General features: G+C 59.6%; 13 protein-coding genes. 10 read left to right on the forward strand and 3 right to left on the reverse strand.

The window, feature by feature from the left end; genetic code table 11:
• Positions 1-291: 291 nt before the first annotated feature.
• From ACSBQS_RS18730 to ACSBQS_RS18755, 6 genes are all read left to right on the forward strand, one after another.
• A complete protein-coding gene (locus tag ACSBQS_RS18730) occupies positions 292-4,293 on the forward strand; it encodes an amino acid adenylation domain-containing protein (RefSeq protein WP_434991273.1) in 4,002 nt (1,333 codons plus the stop codon).
• Positions 4,290-5,855 (forward strand): hypothetical protein, encoded by a 1,566-nt coding sequence (locus ACSBQS_RS18735; RefSeq protein WP_047025625.1) that lies wholly within the window; start codon positions 4,290-4,292, stop codon positions 5,853-5,855. The genes ACSBQS_RS18730 and ACSBQS_RS18735 overlap by 4 nt, the downstream gene beginning before the upstream one ends.
• The gene (locus ACSBQS_RS18740; protein WP_033644038.1) at positions 5,852-6,286 is read left to right on the forward strand and encodes a toxin-activating lysine-acyltransferase; all 435 of its coding nucleotides are present in this window, start codon (positions 5,852-5,854) and stop codon (positions 6,284-6,286) included. The genes ACSBQS_RS18735 and ACSBQS_RS18740 overlap by 4 nt, the downstream gene beginning before the upstream one ends.
• Before the next feature lie 45 nt (positions 6,287-6,331).
• On the forward strand, positions 6,332-6,670 hold the full coding sequence (locus ACSBQS_RS18745) for a hypothetical protein (RefSeq protein WP_033644039.1): 339 nt from the start codon (positions 6,332-6,334) through the stop codon (positions 6,668-6,670).
• Positions 6,671-6,776: 106 nt separating this feature from the next.
• On the forward strand, positions 6,777-7,328 hold the full coding sequence (speG, locus tag ACSBQS_RS18750; protein ID WP_033644040.1) for a spermidine N1-acetyltransferase: 552 nt from the start codon (positions 6,777-6,779) through the stop codon (positions 7,326-7,328).
• A 203-nt stretch (positions 7,329-7,531) separates the two neighbouring features.
• On the forward strand, positions 7,532-7,753 hold the full coding sequence (locus ACSBQS_RS18755) for a hypothetical protein (RefSeq protein WP_033644041.1): 222 nt from the start codon (positions 7,532-7,534) through the stop codon (positions 7,751-7,753).
• 280 nt (positions 7,754-8,033) lie between these two features.
• On the opposite strand, the gene pstB is transcribed toward ACSBQS_RS18755, so the two are convergent.
• The 3 genes from pstB to ACSBQS_RS18770 are packed head-to-tail and all read right to left on the reverse strand — an operon-like array spanning position 8,034 to position 12,692.
• Complete coding sequence (gene pstB / locus ACSBQS_RS18760; RefSeq protein WP_004941613.1) at positions 8,034-8,846, reverse strand: phosphate ABC transporter ATP-binding protein PstB; 813 nt, start codon at positions 8,844-8,846, stop codon at positions 8,034-8,036.
• Positions 8,847-8,874: 28 nt separating this feature from the next.
• Positions 8,875-10,524, reverse strand: coding sequence for a phosphate ABC transporter permease PstA (pstA, locus tag ACSBQS_RS18765; RefSeq protein ID WP_033644042.1), 1,650 nt, complete (start codon positions 10,522-10,524; stop codon positions 8,875-8,877).
• The gene (locus tag ACSBQS_RS18770) at positions 10,521-12,692 is read right to left on the reverse strand and encodes an ABC transporter permease subunit (RefSeq protein WP_434991274.1); all 2,172 of its coding nucleotides are present in this window, start codon (positions 12,690-12,692) and stop codon (positions 10,521-10,523) included. The genes pstA and ACSBQS_RS18770 overlap by 4 nt, the downstream gene beginning before the upstream one ends.
• 396 nt (positions 12,693-13,088) lie before the next feature.
• Here ACSBQS_RS18770 and ppk1 point away from each other — a divergent pair, with 396 nt between their 5' ends.
• From ppk1 to mgtE, 4 genes are all read left to right on the forward strand, one after another.
• A complete protein-coding gene (gene ppk1 / locus ACSBQS_RS18775) occupies positions 13,089-15,152 on the forward strand; it encodes a polyphosphate kinase 1 (protein WP_033644044.1) in 2,064 nt (687 codons plus the stop codon).
• Between the two features lie 10 nt (positions 15,153-15,162).
• A complete protein-coding gene (gene ppx, locus ACSBQS_RS18780) occupies positions 15,163-16,713 on the forward strand; it encodes an exopolyphosphatase (RefSeq protein ID WP_033632396.1) in 1,551 nt (516 codons plus the stop codon).
• Between the two features lie 181 nt (positions 16,714-16,894).
• On the forward strand, positions 16,895-17,077 hold the full coding sequence (locus tag ACSBQS_RS18785) for a YfgG family protein (protein WP_033644045.1): 183 nt from the start codon (positions 16,895-16,897) through the stop codon (positions 17,075-17,077).
• Positions 17,078-17,180: 103 nt separating this feature from the next.
• Positions 17,181-18,614: a magnesium transporter gene (gene mgtE / locus ACSBQS_RS18790; protein ID WP_004941597.1), complete on the forward strand. Its 1,434-nt coding sequence runs from the start codon at positions 17,181-17,183 to the stop codon at positions 18,612-18,614.
• Positions 18,615-18,727 lie beyond the last annotated feature (113 nt).

Below are 18,727 nucleotides of genomic sequence, written 5' to 3' on the forward strand. Positions count from 1 at the left end.
TAGCGATTAAAAAATGATAGCTACTTAATTTATTGCGGTATGCCCGGCGAAACGCGGCAGAAGATTTTGCGATGACCTTGGCGATAAGGGCAAGGCAATTTCCCCCGCCGGTCATTGTCGCCAACGAAGAGCGCAGGGCATTCATTGAATGAAATCGCGCTAGGTGAAAAACCCAAAGCACTGAATATCAATTACACAGAGATATTGATTTGATTTTGCAGGCCAAAAGAAAATGGAAAGCCTGGTGACAAGGCACTTGAGTACCACTCCAGAACAGGAGCCAGAGAAAAAATGAATGATTCATCCCTTAATAATACCCCCCTGGCGGACACCCAGCAGGGCGTATGGTACGCATCGCAAGCGAGCCACTCTTCCAAACTCTATGCGACGGCGCAAGCCCTGCGCCTGCACGGTGAAATTAATCGGACATTATTGCTCAACGCCATCGAACTGGCTCTGCAGGATATTGAGGTGCTCAACCACCGTTTCCTCGATATCGATGGCACTCCGTCTTTCGGCATCCGCCAGCCTGCTGGCCGCGTGACCGTCTGCGATCTCAGCCATCACGCAGACCCGGAGGCGCTCGCCTGGCGCGCGATGGAACAGATAACGCAACGGGAACAGGGACCGGAGAATTTACATCTTCATGAACATCAGCTGTATGTTTTGAATGAACGCGAAGCGATATGGTTTTCCCGAATACACCATATCGCTTTCGACGCCTACGCCTATTCCCTGCTCCACCGCCGTGCGGGGGAGCATTACCGAGCGCTGTTGCAAGGAACGCCGCCTCTCCCCAGCCGCTTTGTCAAACTGACCACGCTCTGCCAGGACGACGTCTTCTACAGGCAGAGCGCGCAATATGCGGACGATCACCGCTACTGGATGCAGCGCTGCGCGCAGTTGCCTGCGCCGACCTTTCTGGGTGCGCCAGCGCAAGCCATGGCCGAGCACACGTTGGAAGTCGAGACCGTTATCGATACCGAGCTGGCGCTAGCCCTGGGCTGCTTCTACCAAAGCAGCGGGATCGCGTTATCCGACATCTTGCTCAGCGCGTTCGCCAGCTATTTCTCCCGCTGTCAGTCGGGCGAGCGGCAACTGTTGTTCGGCCTGCCCTGCATGGGGCGGCTTGATACTTATGGCGCCCAGGCGGCGGTCACACGCAGCAATATCCTGCCGCTTCTGCTGGATTTGCCGCAACACGCGCACTTTCGCGACGTTTGCGCCACCGTCGCCCGCAGCCGGCGCGAGCTGCTCGCGCACCAGCGCTACCGCGGAGAATGGATCGGCCGAGCCATCGGCAGGGTAGGCGATACTCTGCCCCTTTACGGCATCGAACTGAACATCTTGCCTCCGCCTGCGACGCTCGATTTTGCGGAGCTAAGCGCCACGGTCAAACATATCGCCACCGGCCCCGTACGCGATCTTAACCTCCACCTGGAACTGGGTACGGACCTGCAACCGCGCCGCCTGCGTCTTATCGCCAATGCCGCGCGCCATCATCACGCAGAGCTGCAATTGCATGTGCGGCGGCTGTTGCATTGGATCATGCAGTTGGTTGCGGCGCCGACCCTTCCGCTGCAACAACTGACGCTGCCAGCACCGGCGGAACTGGCGTTAATCGCGCAATGGAACGACACCGCCCAGCCGTTACCCGCCAACACGATCCTCGGCCTGTTCCTCAAACAGGCTCAAGCCACTCCGCATCAGCTAGCCGTGCTCGACGAAAACGAACGGCTGAGCTATTCGGCGCTGGAACTGCGCTCACGGCGGTGCGCGCATGCCCTTGAACGCCATCTGCAAGGCGCTCGCGGCCAGGTGATCGCCGTCACACTTGAACGCAGCGTAGCCTTAGAAGTGGTTCTGCTGGCCATTATGCGTGCCGGCGCCACGCTATTGCCGCTGTCGCCCGAACTGCCGACGCGGCGACAGCAAAAGATGCTCGAGCAGGCCAATGCGGCATTGCTGATAGCCGATCGCGCCGATGACGACAGGTTGCCGGACAGCGTTCCCCGGCTCGATCTCGCCGCGCTGTACTCACTAGCCGCCCATCAGGGCGACGCGGCATTGCCGCTCGTCACGCGGCAAAGCGGCGCAGATCCGGCTTATATTCTGTTCACCTCCGGTTCCAGCGGCGCCCCAAAAGGGGTGATCGTGAGCCATCTTGCCTTGGCCAATCGCCTGCAATGGATGCAGGCCGAATATCCTCTCGGAACGCAGGATCGCGTGCTGCAGAAAACGCCGGCCACCTTTGATGTGTCGATTTGGGAGTTTTTCTGGCCGCTGATCGGGGGCGCAACCTTGGTGATGGCGCGGCCCGGCGGCCATACCGATCCGGCGTACCTGCTGAATTGCATCGTGCAGCATCGCATCACAACGCTGCACTTTGTTCCATCGATGCTGGCGCTGTTTCTCGACGCAGTCGAACGCAGGCCCGAACCGCTGCCGCTGCTCAGGGTATTCGCCAGCGGGGAAGCCTTGTCGCCGGAGCTGGCCCAACGGCAGCGGACATTGCTGACGGCGCCTTTGCATAATCTTTACGGCCCGACGGAGGCCGCCATTGATGTCACTTACCACGCGCTGAGCTGCAGCGACGAGAAGCGCAGCGTGCCTATCGGCCGCCCCATTTGGAATACGCGCATCCACGTGCTGGATCCCTTCGGCAACACCACCCCCATTGGCATCGAAGGGGAATTGCACATTGAGGGCATTTGTCTCGCTGACGGCTATGCGGGCCAACCCGAGCTGACGGCAGAACGGTTTTTCGCCACGGCGGACGGCAAGCGCCTTTACCGCACGGGAGACCTGGCGCGCTGGCGCCCGAATGGCGAAATAGACTATTTGGGGCGGCTGGATCACCAGATAAAAATACACGGGCAGCGTATTGAGCTGGAGGAAATTGACGCGGTTCTCAATCGACATCCGCAGGTGCTCCAGTCCTGCGCCAACATGCATGACGGGCGCATTGTCGCCTATGTCGTGGCCAGCGGCGCCGAGGCCGATGAAAAAGCCTTACTAGCGCTCTGCCGGGAATATCTCCCTGCCTACATGCTGCCGCAGTGCCTGGTGTTTCTCTCCGAACTGCCGCTCAGCCGCAATGGCAAACTGGATAGAAAAGCGCTGCCCGCTCCGCAAAGCCCGCAATCACAGGGCGGTGGCATTCCCTCCTCCCTGACGGAGCAACGGCTGTGCGAATATTTTGCCGATGCGCTGCGCCTGCCTGCCGTGGCGCCTGAAGCCAACTTCTTCGAACTGGGAGGCAACTCGCTGAGCGCCGTTGATGTCGCCGCCCGCATTAACGCCGGCCTGGGTTGGCAAATCACCATCGCCAGTATCTTTGCTCATCCTTCAGCCCGGGCGCTGGCCGAACAAGGCCAGCACTCAGCGCCGGATATGCTCGATGCCACACTGCTGCTGCGCCCTGGCGCCGGCGCTTCGCAAAACGCGCTGCCGACGCTGTTTTGCATCCATCCGGCCGGTGGCATCGCCTGGTGTTACAGCGGCCTGGCGCGTTTTCTCAAAACGCCGTGTGAAATCGTCGGCTTGCAAGCTCAAGGCCTGACGCCGGGCAGCAATATCACCCGAACGATGGATGAAATGGCCGCAGAATATGCCAGGCGCATACGCGCCCATCAGCCCGAGGGGCCTTACTGGATCATCGGGTGGTCGGTTGGCGGCATGATCGCCCACAATGTCGCCATCCACCTAGAGCAACAAGATCAGCAGGTCGAATTGCTGGCGATGATGGATGCCTATCCCAGCGATCTGTGGCGACGCTTCGCTTTTGAAACGCTCAATGGCGAAGAGGAGGAGAGCCTGGCGCTGGCCGCCCTGTTGTTCATTGCGGGCATCGCCTTGCCCTTCGATCAAGAATTGCCTTCGCTGGTCGTGCCGAAAGGCGAGATCCTGCAACGCGCGGAAACAATCGCCCTGTTGCGAAAACACGGCAGCGCCCTGGCCAGTCTGGATGACGGCACGCTCGACCGCTTGATTGACGTGGTGATTAATAGCCGCCGCCTGGTCGGCCAGTCGGAACACGGCCACTTCTACGGTAATTTGCTGTTCTTCACGGCAGCAGCGCCGCGCGCAGAAGACTGGTTGGATTTGGAGGCCTGGCGCCCCTATGTACATGGACGAATACAAAATATCGACATCGACTGCGATCACCCCGCGATGGCCAGGGCGGAAGCATTGCGCGATATCGCCGGGCATCTGGACGCCGCTTTTGCTCGTTTCGCGCAGCGCACGTCCGTATCAGAACTGAACTACACCATAGAGTACATCACCCAATGAGCGATTCTTTTTTACTTAAGGACCTGGCGGAAAATTTAGTGCCTTTCACGGCACACCGGGTTACGTCCTCTCTCATTTGGTCCGCCGAAGAAAAGGCAGACGGCGAAGCGCTGCACGCCGCGTGCAGCTATCTGGTCACTCCCGATACGCCAGGCGCCGTCAAAGTTTTCCACGCGGAACGTTACGGCGGAGGCGGTATTCAACGTAACGGCGGCGGCGCCCGCTGCGGTTTTGATGGCCGTTACCAGGTGAAAGGAATCGGTGCTAATCCGCTGGTCGGGCAAGGTTCGGATTGGTATCACTCCAATGGCGAACTGCGCGCCGAACAGGCGATCTATGAAGCCCTATGGAGCGAAATGCTGGCGCAGACGTTGCCTTATGGCGCCGCGCGCACCCACGCGATTTTGCTCACCGACAGCTATACCCATGGGGATTTCACCCGCACAAAGGGCCGCTCTCGCCGCGCCCTTCTGGTTCGCGAGCCCCTGGTCCGCCCGGCACATTTTGAACGAACGCCCTACTTCCGGCCCAAAGCGGAATATGCAGGGCAGCTCATGCATGACGTTCAACGGGTTAAATCCGTGCTTCGCCGCCTGCCGGACTATTTGCCGGTCCCCACCGCGGGCTTCAGCGAACAGGCCGCTCGCGATCCGCGGCGCCGCTGCCTTGAGGGGATGTATGAGCTCACCAAACGTCTGGCTCGGCAAATGGCGTTTTGCCGCACCCGCTTCCTGATGTTGACCACCTCATCCTCCAACATCACCATGGACGGTAGGGTATTGGATTTTAACGGGCTAACCTGTTTATTCCCCAGCGATCATCGTTACGATTTCGAATACCAGCTCAAGTTTGCACAATTGATGAGAGAACCGGCAATCATTCAGAACAGCCTATCCGAGCTGTGCTTCTACCTTGGGAAGTACCTGTTTGATCGGCCTTTCATTGCCATCGCCCAGCAACAGGTAAAAACCTATTTCTGGCATTTTTTTCAGCAGGCCTGTTGCCGCGGCTATTTGACGCTACTGGGCATTCCCATCGACCTGCTCTCACCGGCGGAGACGCCAAAACCCTTAGAGAGGCTGGCAAACAGTTTCCTGCAGCTGCTTATCCACCGTTGCCGAAAGCTCTATGTCTCAGCGGAAATGGCGGGAGACGAATCGCCGCTGGAACGTTTGGTCGTGACCTTGATTCGCTGCAGCCAAGGGCACCCCGTCCCCACGCATGACGATTTCTCACGGGATGCGCGTTTTATGGGCACCCTGCGCGCTTTCTCGCAGGTCAATCATTGGTTGGTCGAAACCTGCCGCGCCCAGGGAATCGATGCCACCGTTATTCAGAAAGGCATGGCGCAACAGGCTCGCCTCAGGCTGCGGCCCCGCCCCCAGTGCGGGAAAATACAGATGCTCAACGAAATCACGGCTCTGGTGGAGGCCAATGGTGATGACGACCAACGCTTGCGGCAACTGTTAACCGACATGCGGATAAAGGCGGTGGCCTTCGCCAAAGAAACCTTTGGCGGGCAGCCGCTTGTCATCCCCTCCAGGAGAAATGAACCAGCATGACGCTCTATATTCGAGAAACCGCCGGCGGCCAAGATCAATGGTCAGACTATGAGCAGCTTGGTTTTGCCGTGAGCTGCATGTTACATCACCGAAATTACAGCCTTCATCCGATAAAAAGCGTTCAAGAGCGCTTGATATTTGCCATACAGCACGGGCAGATCAAGTTTCTTTTCGACACCAATGACCAACCGCTGGCCTATGTTCTCTGGGCCTGTCTGACGGAGGACACCGAAACGCAATTGCAACGCGATCCGGGGTTCCCACTTCACCCTTCCGAATGGAATGAGGGAGACAGGATATGGCTGCTCGATTTTTGTTGCAGGCCCGGTTTCGCACCTCAGGCAATCAAGCGCTTCAACAAGCTCAAACCCTGGGGAGAGGGCCAGGTGCGCTGGCAGAACAGAAAGAGAAAGGTAATGACGCTGGCCTGATCCGCACGGCCCGCTCCTTAAATAAAACGAATGGAGAGCCCCTCGATGGACGGATTTGTACTCATGGCGATCAAACGAATCGCGGTAGAAACGGCATTTTTCTGTGAAGGCCCCTATGACAGCGATAACGGATTTGAGCGTCTGATGGCCTGTAAAACCCGCAGCGACTTGAACAATAGCGCGTTTGGCGATGTCTTCCTGCATTCGTTTCTTCGCGGCAAAAGCGTGGAAGAAATAAAAAGCGTTGTCCTAAATTCGGCAATTCAATTGATTGTTGCGATTAAAAAAGTATCGGCGGAAATCGCCGAACAAATTTTATTGCAGACTCCATTGCCACCAGAGGCCATAAGTGTCGCCAGGCCAGCTAATACCTGCACCGTCTGAAGTCTGAACCTTGCCTAAACGGCGCCCACGCGGCGCCGTTTTTTTTCGCCTTCATCCATTCTGTGAAGTTATACTTTGCACAATTTCACGGCACAGAGGAGCCCACATGTCCAGCACTGCCAGCGTCAGGTTACGCCCATTGGAACGGGACGATCTGTCGTTCGTCCACCAGATGGACAACAACGCCAGCGTTATGCGCTATTGGTTTGAAGAACCCTACGAAGCCTTTGTCGAACTTTCCGATCTCTACGACAAACACATCCACGATCAGAGCGAGCGCCGCTTTATCATCGAGCACGAAGGCGCCAAGGTCGGCCTGGTGGAACTGGTGGAGATCGATCACATCCACCGCCGCGCAGAATTCCAGATCATCATCGATCCCGCCCACCAGGGCAAAGGCTACGCCAGCACCGCCGCCCGCCTGGCGATGGACTACGGCTTCTCGGTGCTGAACCTGTACAAGCTGTACCTGATCGTCGACAAGGAGAACCCGAAGGCGATCCACATCTACAGCAAGCTGGGCTTTAACGTGGAAGGCGAGCTGATCGACGAGTTCTTCGTCAACGGCGAATACCGCACCGTGCTGCGCATGTGCATCTTCCAGCCGCAATATCTGGCGAAGTTCAAAACGCCGGGCGATAAGCCGCTGGTGAAGTGACGGTCTGCGAGAAAAAAGAGAAAACCCGCGCTGGCGGGTTTTTTATTGGCGAATAACCGGCTAGTATTCGGTGATGCCATTTTTACCGGAAAATGAGCTGATAAAAAAGCCAAGAGCGTATTTAACCGGAATAGTGGATGAAACAGTAACGCACCGCAATAACAAGAACCTTTCCTCTGAATTTCTACGAAGGAGTAACGTAAATGGCTAAAGTTTCAAACCTGCTGCTTTTTATCGGCCTGGCGATGCTCGCCATCGCCGCCGGTCTAAATACCTATAGCGGCTACGCGCCTGCAGATCCCAACAGCACCCCGCTGTTTTCCCCGCTCTGGTGGACGCGCTGGTTCCCGCTCTATGCCTCGGGCGCTGCGTTGTTGTTGGTGGGGTTGGTATTGCGGGTTACGGCTAAAGGCCGCGCGCATTAAGGATTACCATTTCAGCACCGCCGAGCCCGCCACAGCCATTATCGACATGAAAAATTATATTGATCATCACCGACAACATAATTGTGGTTGATAATAAATTGCAGAGAATGGATTGAATTCCACATGATGAAAGATGAATAAAACAAACTCGCCGGCAATCAGACTTATGCCATGCCTTAATTCATGCCGGCTTAATGCGCGGGTAAAATAAAACAACAGACGCAGGCCGACTGCAACGGCCATTGCCGGCGACGGAGCGAAAACCTCCGTCGCTCTCCCCTCACCCATACCGCCCGGTAATATAATCCTCGGTGCGGCGCTGACGCGGCGACGTGAAAATAGCGTCGGTGTCGTTGTATTCCACCAGCCGCCCCTGATGAATAAAGGCGGTGTAGTCGGAGACGCGCGCCGCTTGCTGCATGTTGTGCGTCACCAGCACCACACTGTAACGCTGCTTCAGCGCCGAAATCAGCTCTTCGATGGTCAGCGTGGAGATCGGATCCAACGCCGAGGTCGGCTCGTCGAGCAGCAATACTTCCGGCTCGATGGCGATGGCGCGCGCGATCACCAGGCGCTGCTGCTGGCCGCTGGACAAGCGGAAGGCGTTTTCGCGCAGCCGGTCCTTCACCTCATGCCACAGCGCGGCGGCGCGCAGCGAACGCTCCACCGCTTCATCCAGCAAGCGCCGGTCGCGCACGCCCTGCAAGCGCAGGCCGTACACCACGTTTTCATAGATCGATTTCGGGAACGGGTTCGGCCGCTGGAACACCATGCCCACCCGCCGCCGCAGCGCCGCCACGTCGATCTGCGCGCCGGAGATCGCCGCGCCGTTCAGCTGCAGTTCGCCCTCGATGCGGCAGTTGTCCACCAGATCGTTCATGCGGTTGAAACAGCGCAGCAGCGTCGATTTGCCGCAGCCCGAAGGGCCGATCAAGGCCGTTACCCGGTGTTTCGGGATACGCAGCGAGATATCGTGCAGCACCTGTTTGTCACCATAAAACAGGTTCAGGCCGTTGACCGCCAGCGCGGTCTGTTCATCGTCGAGATGCTGGACATCCAGCCGGGGCAAACTGCCTGGCGTCATCAAACCCATTACGCACTCCCCAAAAATAGCGTCATTGTTACTGCGACCATGCTCGGTACCGCTCCCTCAGCGAATGGCGGATGCCCATCGCCGCCAGATTCAAACTCACCACGATCGTCACCAGCAAGAAGGCGGTGGCGAACACCAACGGCCGCGCCGCCTCCACGCTCGGGCTCTGGAATGCCATATCGTAGATCTGGAAGCTCAAATGCATGAACTTCCGCTCAAGGTGCAGATACGGGAAAATCTCGTCCACCGGCAGCACCGGCACCGATTTCACGACCCCCACCAGCATCAGCGGCGCGGTCTCCCCGGCGGCGCGCGCCACCGCCAGGATCAGACCGGTCATCATCGCCGGCGCCGCCATTGGCAGCACGATGCGCCACAGCGTCTCGGCCCGGCTGGCCCCCAGCGCCATCGAGCCCTGCCGCAGCGAGGTGGGTATGCGCGACAGCCCTTCCTCGGTGGCGACGATCACCACCGGCAGCGTCAGCAGCGCCAGCGTCAGCGCCGCCCACAGCACGCCGGGCGTGCCGAAGGTCGGGTTGGGCAGGGATTCAGGATAGAACAGCTGATCGAGCGTGCCGCCTATCATATAGACGAAGAAGCCGAGGCCAAATACGCCATAGACGATCGAGGGCACGCCGGCCAGATTGACCACCGCGATGCGGATCACCCGCGTCAGCAGATTGTTGCCGGCATATTCGTGCAGATACACCGCCGCGATCACGCCAAACGGCATCACCACGATCGACATCAGGATCACCATCAACACCGTGCCGAAAATGGCCGGGAACACCCCGCCCTCGGTATTCGCCTCACGCGGGCTGTCGATGAGAAACTTCTTCACCTGCTCGCCCCAGTGCGCCAGCTTCTCGGAGGTGCTCATGGCGTTCGGGTACCAGGCATCGCGCACCTGGCTGAGCGGAATGGTCAACGTCTGCCCGTGCATGTCGCGCAGCAGCAACGCGTCGCGCTGGCGATCGCGGTTCAGCCCCGCCAGACGTTCGGACAACAGCTGATACTGCCGCTGCAGCTCCAGCCGTTCGGCCTTGATGGCGTCCTGTGCGCGGGCGTCCAGCTTATCGTCGCGCTGCAGGCGCTTTTCCCGCAGCCGCAGCGCGTCAAACTGCTGATTGATGCGCGCCATGTCGCGGAATTGAATGTCGTGCGCCTGGCGTGAGAGCGCGGCGATTTGCGGCAGGCGCTGCTGCAACGCCTGCCCCAGATTGCGGCCGGTCAGCGGTTGCCCGTCTTCCAGCAGCCCCGCCAGATAGCCGTAAGCGGTGCCGTGGCTGTCGCGTTCCAGCACCAGCAGGCTGCGCGGCGTGCTTTGGCTGCGGATATCGCTGGCCAGCAAGGTGCGGAAATCCTGCCCCTCGCGCTCGCGGTTGCCGACCTTAATCAGATAACGTTCGACGTTCTGCGCCTCGCCCGGCGGCGTGACGCCCGCCTCAGCCAGCTGGCGCCGGGAAATGCTTTGTTGCTGGTACAACTCGCCGATCACCGTCACCGGCCCGGCACCGTTCTGATTCAGTTCGAACTGATAAACCGGGCTCGGCCAGAAATAGCGCATCCCCTGCCCGGCCAGCAGCAACAGAATGCCGATCAGCGCCAGCAGGCTGACGGCGACCGAACCGGCGGTCAGCCACACCCACGGTGACCCGCTCTTCACCCAGTTTTTCATGGCGCCTCCTGATTCGGCGTGTAGCGCTTGCGCAGCCGCAGGCGCACCGCCTCCGCCAGCGTGTTGAACACGAAGGTGAAGACAAACAGCACCAGCGCAGTCAGGAACAGCACGCGGTAATGGCTGCTGCCGGAAACCGCCTCCGGCATTTCGATGGCGATATTGGCCGCCAGCGCTCGCAGCCCCTGGAACAGGCTGCCGTCGATAATCGGCGTGTTGCCGGTGGCCATCAGCACGATCATGGTTTCTCCCACCGCGCGGCCAAAGCCGATCATCAGCGCGGAGAAAATGCCGGCGCTGGCGGAAGGCAGCACCACCTTGATCACCGTCTGCCATTGGGTGGCGCCCAGCGCCAAAGAGCCCTGGCTCAGGGTGGCCGGCACGCTGAACAGCGCGTCCTCCGCCAGCGAGAAGATGATCGGCACCAGCGCGAACCCCATCGCCACGCCCACCACCAGGGCATTGCGCTGGTCATAATTATCCCCCAGCCAGAAATGCAGCGGCTCACCGAACAGCGCCACCTCCAGCCACGGCCCCAGGCTGAACGCCAGCCACACCGTCAACGCCAGCAGCGGCAACAGCAACAGCAGATCGATGCCCGGCCGGCAGCGCGGCATAAAGCGATGGGTCAACGCGCCGCACAGCAGCACCGCCGCCGCCAGCAGCAGCGGCAACGCCAGCACCGCCAACAGATACTGCTCGATGATCGGCGCCAGCCAGATGCCGGCCACCAGCCCGATCACCACCGTCGGCAGCGCGCCCATCACTTCGATAGCCGGTTTGATCACTCGCCGCAGCCCCGGCGTCATAAAGTAAGCGGTATAGATGGCGCCGGCCAAGGCCAGCGGGATGGCGAACAGCATCGCGTAAGCCGCCGCCTTGAAGGTGCCGAAGATCACCGGCATCAGGCTGAATTTCGGTTGGTAGCTGTCTTCGCCGGAGGTAGACTGCCAGACATAGGCCGGCTGCGGGTAGTTCTCATACCACACCTTGCCCCACAGCGAACGCCAGGTGACGTCCGGATACGGGTTGTCGAGCGCATAGCGCTGCCAGCCCTGCGCGCTCTCCAGCAGCAGGCCATCGCCGCGCGGCGCGAACGCCATTTGCCGCACCTCGGCGCCCAAACGGGTATTCAGCAGCGGCTGGGATTGGATCGTGGAGAATAACGAGAAGCCGCCATCGGGCCGCAGGGTGGCGAACACCCGGCGATAAGGTTCAGCCACCGTCAGCTCCTGCCCGTCGGCGCCGTGGTCGAAATGCTGCACCGGCGTCAGTCGCCAGCGCTGCTCTTTTTCCACCTCGAACCACTCGCGCAGGTTGCCGTCGGCGCCCTTGATCAGCAGCGCGCTGCCGCCGGGCAGCGCCGTCATCTGGTACGGGGCGTGTTCGCCCAAGGTGCGCGTTTCACGCAGCTGCAGCTGCGTGCCGTCGATCTGGTAACGCGCCAGCCGGTTGCCCGCCAGCAGGTAAAGCTGGCGGCCATCCGGCGTCAGCACCAACTGCTCTGCGTCGTGTTCCAGCGGACGTTCGCTGAACTGCGGCGGCCGATCCGGGCTGAAACGGCCGAACACCAGCCGCCGATCGTCGGTCACCCCGGCCAGCAGATACTGCCCGCGATGCGCGTCCGCCAGCGACAACAGCTTCAGCGGCTTGCGCTGAGGATCCAGCGCCAGCGGCGGTTGCCCGAGTGGGAACAGCCACTGCGGCCGGCCGTTTTCCGCCGTGGCGAAATCCGCGCGCGCCACCACCAACCGGCCGTCGGCCTGCGCCAGTGCAAACAGATCGCGCTCTCCGGCGGCCTGCGCGAGCAGCACCGGTTTGGCCAGCAGCGTTTGCTGCGCCAGCGGTGTCTGGGCCTGGCCGCTCGGCGCCGGCGACAGACGATAAAATTGCCCCGTGCCCTGCGCATCGATGCGATAACCGACGCGCTGCTGCACGTCCATGCCCAGCGCCAGCGCCGGGGAAGACGCCGCAATCGGCAGCGGCTGAGCCTGCCCAAGCGAGGCCGGTTTGAACAGCGGCAGCACCGCAAACAGCAGATAAACGAAGATCAGCATCAACGTCATCAGCACCATCAGCCCGCAGGCGGTCACTGCCGCCTGCACGCCGCGGTCGATGCGCCCGCGCAGGCGATCTCGGGGATGTTGATTTGCCGTCGTCTGTGTCATGTGTCTCGCTGTCGCTGATGTAATCGGGCTTACGCCGTAAGATAACCGGGCATCTTATGTCAGTTTTATGACGTTTGCATGACAAAGTTACCCGAATCAACCCAGGTTTTTTACACTGCCAACAGACAATATGAATTTGATATATTGCTGAAAAATGACCATAAACACGCTTTATAACGCCAAGAATAAGCCTGCTAACCGTCATTTCATGCTGATCGTTTCACTGCCGGGCATCCCGCCGCGGGGAGAATTTATTGTCGGCGAAAAACGCCGCGCGCCAACGCAATGGATATGTTGGACTTTCCTGTCAATCTCTCGCAATAATGATGAAGGACACTAGAGCGGCATCCGGGCGCTGCGTCCCGGATCCTATTCTAAAATTGAACTGGAGTGGCAATGGGTCAGGAAAAGCTCTACATCGAAAAAGAACTAAGCTGGTTATCCTTTAATGAGCGCGTGTTGCAGGAAGCCGCAGATAAGAGCAATCCCCTGATTGAACGAATGCGTTTTCTGGGCATTTACTCCAACAACCTCGACGAGTTCTATAAAGTCCGCTTTGCCGATCTCAAACGCCGCATCCTGATCAGCGAAGAGCAGGGCTCCGCCGGCGCCTCGCGCCACCTGCTGAAAAAGATCCAGGCCAAGGTGCTGAAAACCGATCAGGAATTCGACGGGCTGTACAACGATCTGCTGCTGGAAATGGCGCGCAACCAGATCTTCCTGATCAACGAACGCCAGGTGTCCGAAAACCAGCAAATCTGGCTGCGCCAGTATTTCAAACAGCATCTGCGCCAGCACATCACGCCGATCCTGATCAACCACGACACCAATCTGGTGCAGTTCCTGAAAGACGATTACACCTATCTGGCGGTGGAAATTATCCGCGGCGCGCGCACCGACTATGCGCTGCTGGAAATCCCGTCGGACAAAGTGCCGCGCTTCGTCAATCTGCCGCCGGAAGCGCCGCGCCGCCGCAAGCCGATGATCCTGCTGGACAACATTCTGCGTTACTGCCTGGATGAGATTTTCAAAGGCTTCTTCGACTACGACGCGCTCAACGCCTATTCGATGAAGATGACCCGCGACGCCGAGTACGATCTGGTGACCGAAATGGAATCCAGCCTGCTGGAACTGATGTCCTCCAGCCTGAAACAGCGCCTCACCGCCGAACCGGTGCGCTTCGTTTATCAGCGCGACATGCCGAACGAGATGGTGGAACTGCTGCGCGGCAAGCTGGGCATCTCCAACTACGATTCGGTGATCGCCGGCGGCCGCTATCACAATTTTAAAGACTTCATCAGCTTCCCGAACGTCGGCAAGGCCAATCTGGTCAACAAGCCGCTGCCGCGCCTGCGCCACATCTGGTTCGACGGTTTCCGCAACGGCTTCGACGCCATTCGCGAAAAAGACGTGCTGCTCTACTACCCGTACCACACCTTTGAGCACGTGCTGGAGCTGCTGCGCCAGGCGTCGTTCGATCCGAGCGTGCTGGCGATCAAAATCAACATCTACCGCGTGGCGAAAGACTCGCGCATCATCGAATCGATGATCCACGCCGCGCACAACGGCAAAAAGGTCACGGTGGTGGTCGAGCTGCAGGCGCGCTTCGACGAAGAGGCCAACATTCACTGGGCGAAGCGCCTGACCGAAGCCGGCGTACACGTGATCTTCTCGGCGCCGGGGCTGAAAATCCACGCCAAACTGTTCCTGATTTCGCGCCGTGAAGGCGATGAAATTGTGCGCTATGCTCATATCGGCACCGGCAACTTTAACGAAAAAACCGCGCGCATCTATACCGACTATTCGCTGCTGACCGCCGACTCGCGCATCACCAACGAAGTGCGCCGGGTGTTCAACTTTATCGAGAACCCCTACCGGCCGGTCACCTTCGACAACCTGATGGTGTCGCCGCAGAACTCGCGCCTGAAGCTGTATGAGCTGATCGACAACGAAATCGCCAACGCCCAGGCCGGGGAACAGGCCGGCATTATGTTGAAAATAAATAATCTGGTGGATAAAGGGCTGGTAGATCGGTTATATACCGCGTCCGGCGCCGGCGTGAAGATCCGCCTGCTGGTGCGGGGCATGTGTTCCCTGATTCCCAACCTGCCGGGGATCAGCGACAATATTCAGGTGATCAGCATCGTCGATCGCTTTTTGGAACACGATCGGGTTTACGTTTTCGACAACAAAGGTGACAAACGGGTGTATCTGTCCTCCGCCGACTGGATGACCCGCAACATAGATTACCGTATCGAAGTGGCGGTATCGCTGCTGGATCCGGCGCTGAAACAGCGCGTTCTGGACATTCTGGAGATCCTGTTCAGCGATACGGTCAAGGCCCGTTATGTGGATAAAGAACTGAGCAACCAGTACGTGCCGCGCGGCAACCGCCGCAAAGTGCGCGCCCAGGTGGCTATTTACGAGTATTTAAAAGCTCTGGAACAACCAGGACAGTAGGCCAGCAACTATGCCGCTAAAAAACACTGCAACGAACAAACCGCAGGAAATCGCCGCCATCGACCTCGGGTCGAACAGTTTCCACATGGTGATCGCCCGCGTCGTCAACGGCGCCTTACAGGTATTGGGCCGTTTAAAACAGCGGGTGCACCTCGCCGACGGATTGGACAGCAACAACGTACTCAGTGAAGAGGCGATAGAACGCGGCCTGGCCTGCCTGGCGCTGTTTGCCGAACGGCTGCAGGGCTTCCCGGCGGATAACGTCACCATCGTCGGGACCCACACCCTGCGCCAGGCGGTGAACGCCGAAGTGTTCCTCAAGCGCGCCGCCAAAGTGATCCCCTACCCGATCGAAATCATCGCCGGCCAGGAAGAAGCGCGCCTGATCTTCATGGGCGTGGAGCACACTCAACCGGAGAAAGGCCGCAAGCTGGTGATCGACATCGGCGGCGGCTCGACCGAGCTGGTGATCGGCGAAGACTTCGAGCCGCTGCTGGCGGAAAGCCGCCGCATGGGCTGCGTCAGCTTCGCCCAGCTGTTCTTCCCCGGCGGCGAGATCAGCAAAAACAACTTCCGCCGCGCGCGGCTGGCGGCGGCGCAGAAGCTGGAAACGCTGGCCTGGCAGTACCGCATTCAGGGCTGGCAGTACGCGCTGGGCGCCTCGGGCACCATCAAGGCCGCCCACGAAGTGCTGGTGGCGATGGGCGAAAAAGACGGTCTGATCACCCTCGAACGCCTGGAAATGCTCGCCGAACAGGTGCTGCAGTTCAAAAGCTTCAGCTCACTGAGCCTGCCGGGGCTGTCGGAAGATCGCCAATCGGTGTTCGTGCCGGGGCTGGCTATTCTGTGCGGCGTGTTCGATGCGCTGGCGATCCGCGATCTGCGCCTGTCTGACGGTGCGCTGCGCGAAGGCGTGCTGTATGAAATGGAAGGCCGCTTCCGCCACCAGGACATCCGCAGCCGCACCGCCAAAAGCCTGGCCGATCACTACAACATCGACCGCGAACAGGCCAAGCGGGTGCTGGAAACCACCGAACTGCTCTATTCGCAGTGGATGGCGCAAAACACCAAGCTGGTGCATCCGCAATTGGAAGCCCTGCTGAAATGGGCCGCCATGCTGCACGAAGTGGGGCTGAGCATCAACCACAGCGGCATGCATCGCCATTCGGCCTACATTCTGCAAAACTCCAATCTGCCTGGCTTTAACCAGGAACAGCAGCTGCTGTTGGCGGCGTTGGTGCGTTTCCACCGCAAGGCGATCAAGCTGGAAGAGCTGCCGCGCCTCAACCTGTTCAAAAAGAAACACTACCTGCCGCTGATCCAGCTGCTGCGTCTGAGCACCCTGCTCAACAACCAGCGCCAGTCGACCACCACGCCGGAAACGCTGCGCCTGACCACCGACGACAACCACTGGACGCTGCGCTTCCCGGCCGGCTACCTGGCGCAAAACAACCTGGTGCAGTTGGACTTCGAGCGCGAGCAGGCCTACTGGAACGACGTCGTCGGCTGGAAGCTGCTGATCGACGAAGAAGGTTCGCAAGACGAACAACGCTCCGCCTGATCCCCCGCCCCCTGCCAGCCAGGGGGTTTTTCTTTCCGCCCCCGCTCCGCCAACCTAAACGAAACCCTAATACGGCGCGCCGCTCGCCGGAAAAAAATGGACAACTTTTGTCATCAGCGCCTAAAATCCGGTTACAAATTCTCGAGCGAATAACACAGGACACCGGCATACCGGGTGATATATGCGCAAGAAAACCACCGGACAGATGACGAAGATAGTGTTGTTTATCAGCTTTATCATTTTAGTCGGCCGACTTCTGTACGCCGCCGTGGTGGCGGTGCCTCATCATCAGGAAAAAAAGCAGGCCGCTGCGCAAAACGCCGCCGAAGTCAGCACGCCGCAACAGGACGCCTCCTCTGAATAACCGCCGCGCCCCGTCCGTTTCATAAAAATGACTCCGGCACTCGCTATGCTCTATCTTTTAATGAGCCTGCGTCAGGAACGCCGAGCGCCCGTTAAGGAACACCATGTCAGCCGCAACCCATAACGTCAAAAAAGTCGCTGAACACCGCCAGCGCATTCTCACTCTGTTGTTGAACAATAAGGAATTGGTCGACGGCATTCTCGGCCGGCCAGGGGATGAACACGCCCTCAGCCAAAGCGAACTGCTGAACCAAACGGCGGAAATTACCGGCCTGCTTGACGACATGCACGCCGCCGACCTGGCGGACCTGCTGGAAGCGCTGCCACAGGACGAACGCATGGCGCTGTGGCGGCTGGTGGGCAACAGCAAGCGCGGCCAGACGCTGGTGGAAGTCGCCGAACCGGTCTGGGACAGCCTGATCGAAGAAATGAGCGATAAAGACCTGCTCAAAGCGATCAAAACGCTGGACGTGGACGAACAGGCCTATCTGGCGCAATACCTGCCGCGTAACCTGATGGGCCGGTTGCTGACCTCGCTGGAGCCGGAGCAGCGCGCTCAGGTGCGCGAGATGAGCCAGTACGCCAAAGACAGCGTCGGCTGGATGATGGATTTCGAACTGGTGACGGTGCGGCCGGACGTCACGCTCGGCGCGGTGCACCGTTTTTTGCGCATGCGCAAAACCATTCCCGACGCCACCGATAAACTGTTCGTCACCGATCGCAAAAATACCCTGCTGGGCGAACTGCCGCTCACCGCGGTGCTGCTGAACGACCCGGAAATCCCGGTACGCGAAGTGATGGACAGCGACCCCGCCACCTTTCAGCCTGAGGACAAGGCCGATGAAGCGGCGGGCGCGTTCGAACGTTATGACCTGATCAGCGCCCCGGTGGTTGACGCCAAAGGCAAACTGATGGGCCGCCTGACCATCGAAGAGATCGTCGACGCCGTCAACGAAGAGAGCGACACCAACCTGCGCCGCATGGGCGGTTTAAGCCCGGAAGAAGACGTGTTCGCCCCGGTCAGCAAAGCGGTCAAAACCCGCTGGGCCTGGCTGGCGATCAACCTCTGCACCGCATTCATCGCCTCGCGAGTGATCGGCCTGTTCGAGCACACCATTTCCCAGCTGGTAGCGCTGGCGGCGCTGATGCCGATCGTCGCCGGCATCGGCGGCAACACCGGCAACCAGACCATCACCATGATCGTGCGCGCGCTGGCGCTGCACCAGATTGAAGTCGGCAACATCTCGCGCCTGATGCTCAGAGAGCTGGGCGTCGCCATCATCAACGGCGTGGTGTGGGGCGGCATCATGGGCGTGATCACCTGGCTGCTGTACGGCGACGCGGCGATGGGCGGCGTGATGACGTTGGCGATGCTGCTCAACCTGCTGCTGGCGGCGCTGATGGGCGTGGTGATCCCGATGACCATGCTCAAACTGGGCCGCGACCCGGCGGTCGGCTCGAGCGTGCTCATCACCGCGCTGACCGATACCGGCGGCTTCTTCATCTTCCTCGGCCTCGCCACCCTGTTCCTGCTGTAAGACGCTCAAAGCCGGCCCCGCGCCGGCTTTTTCGTCATTCTGTCGCCGGGTTTGCGCTAACGCAGTAAAGTCGGCCCTCCCGGTAGGTTTTCCTCCCGCGCTGTACTACCCTT

The organism is Serratia sp. H402Y, from assembly GCF_051172415.1.
Taxonomy (GTDB): Bacteria; Pseudomonadota; Gammaproteobacteria; order Enterobacterales; family Enterobacteriaceae; genus Serratia; species Serratia ureilytica.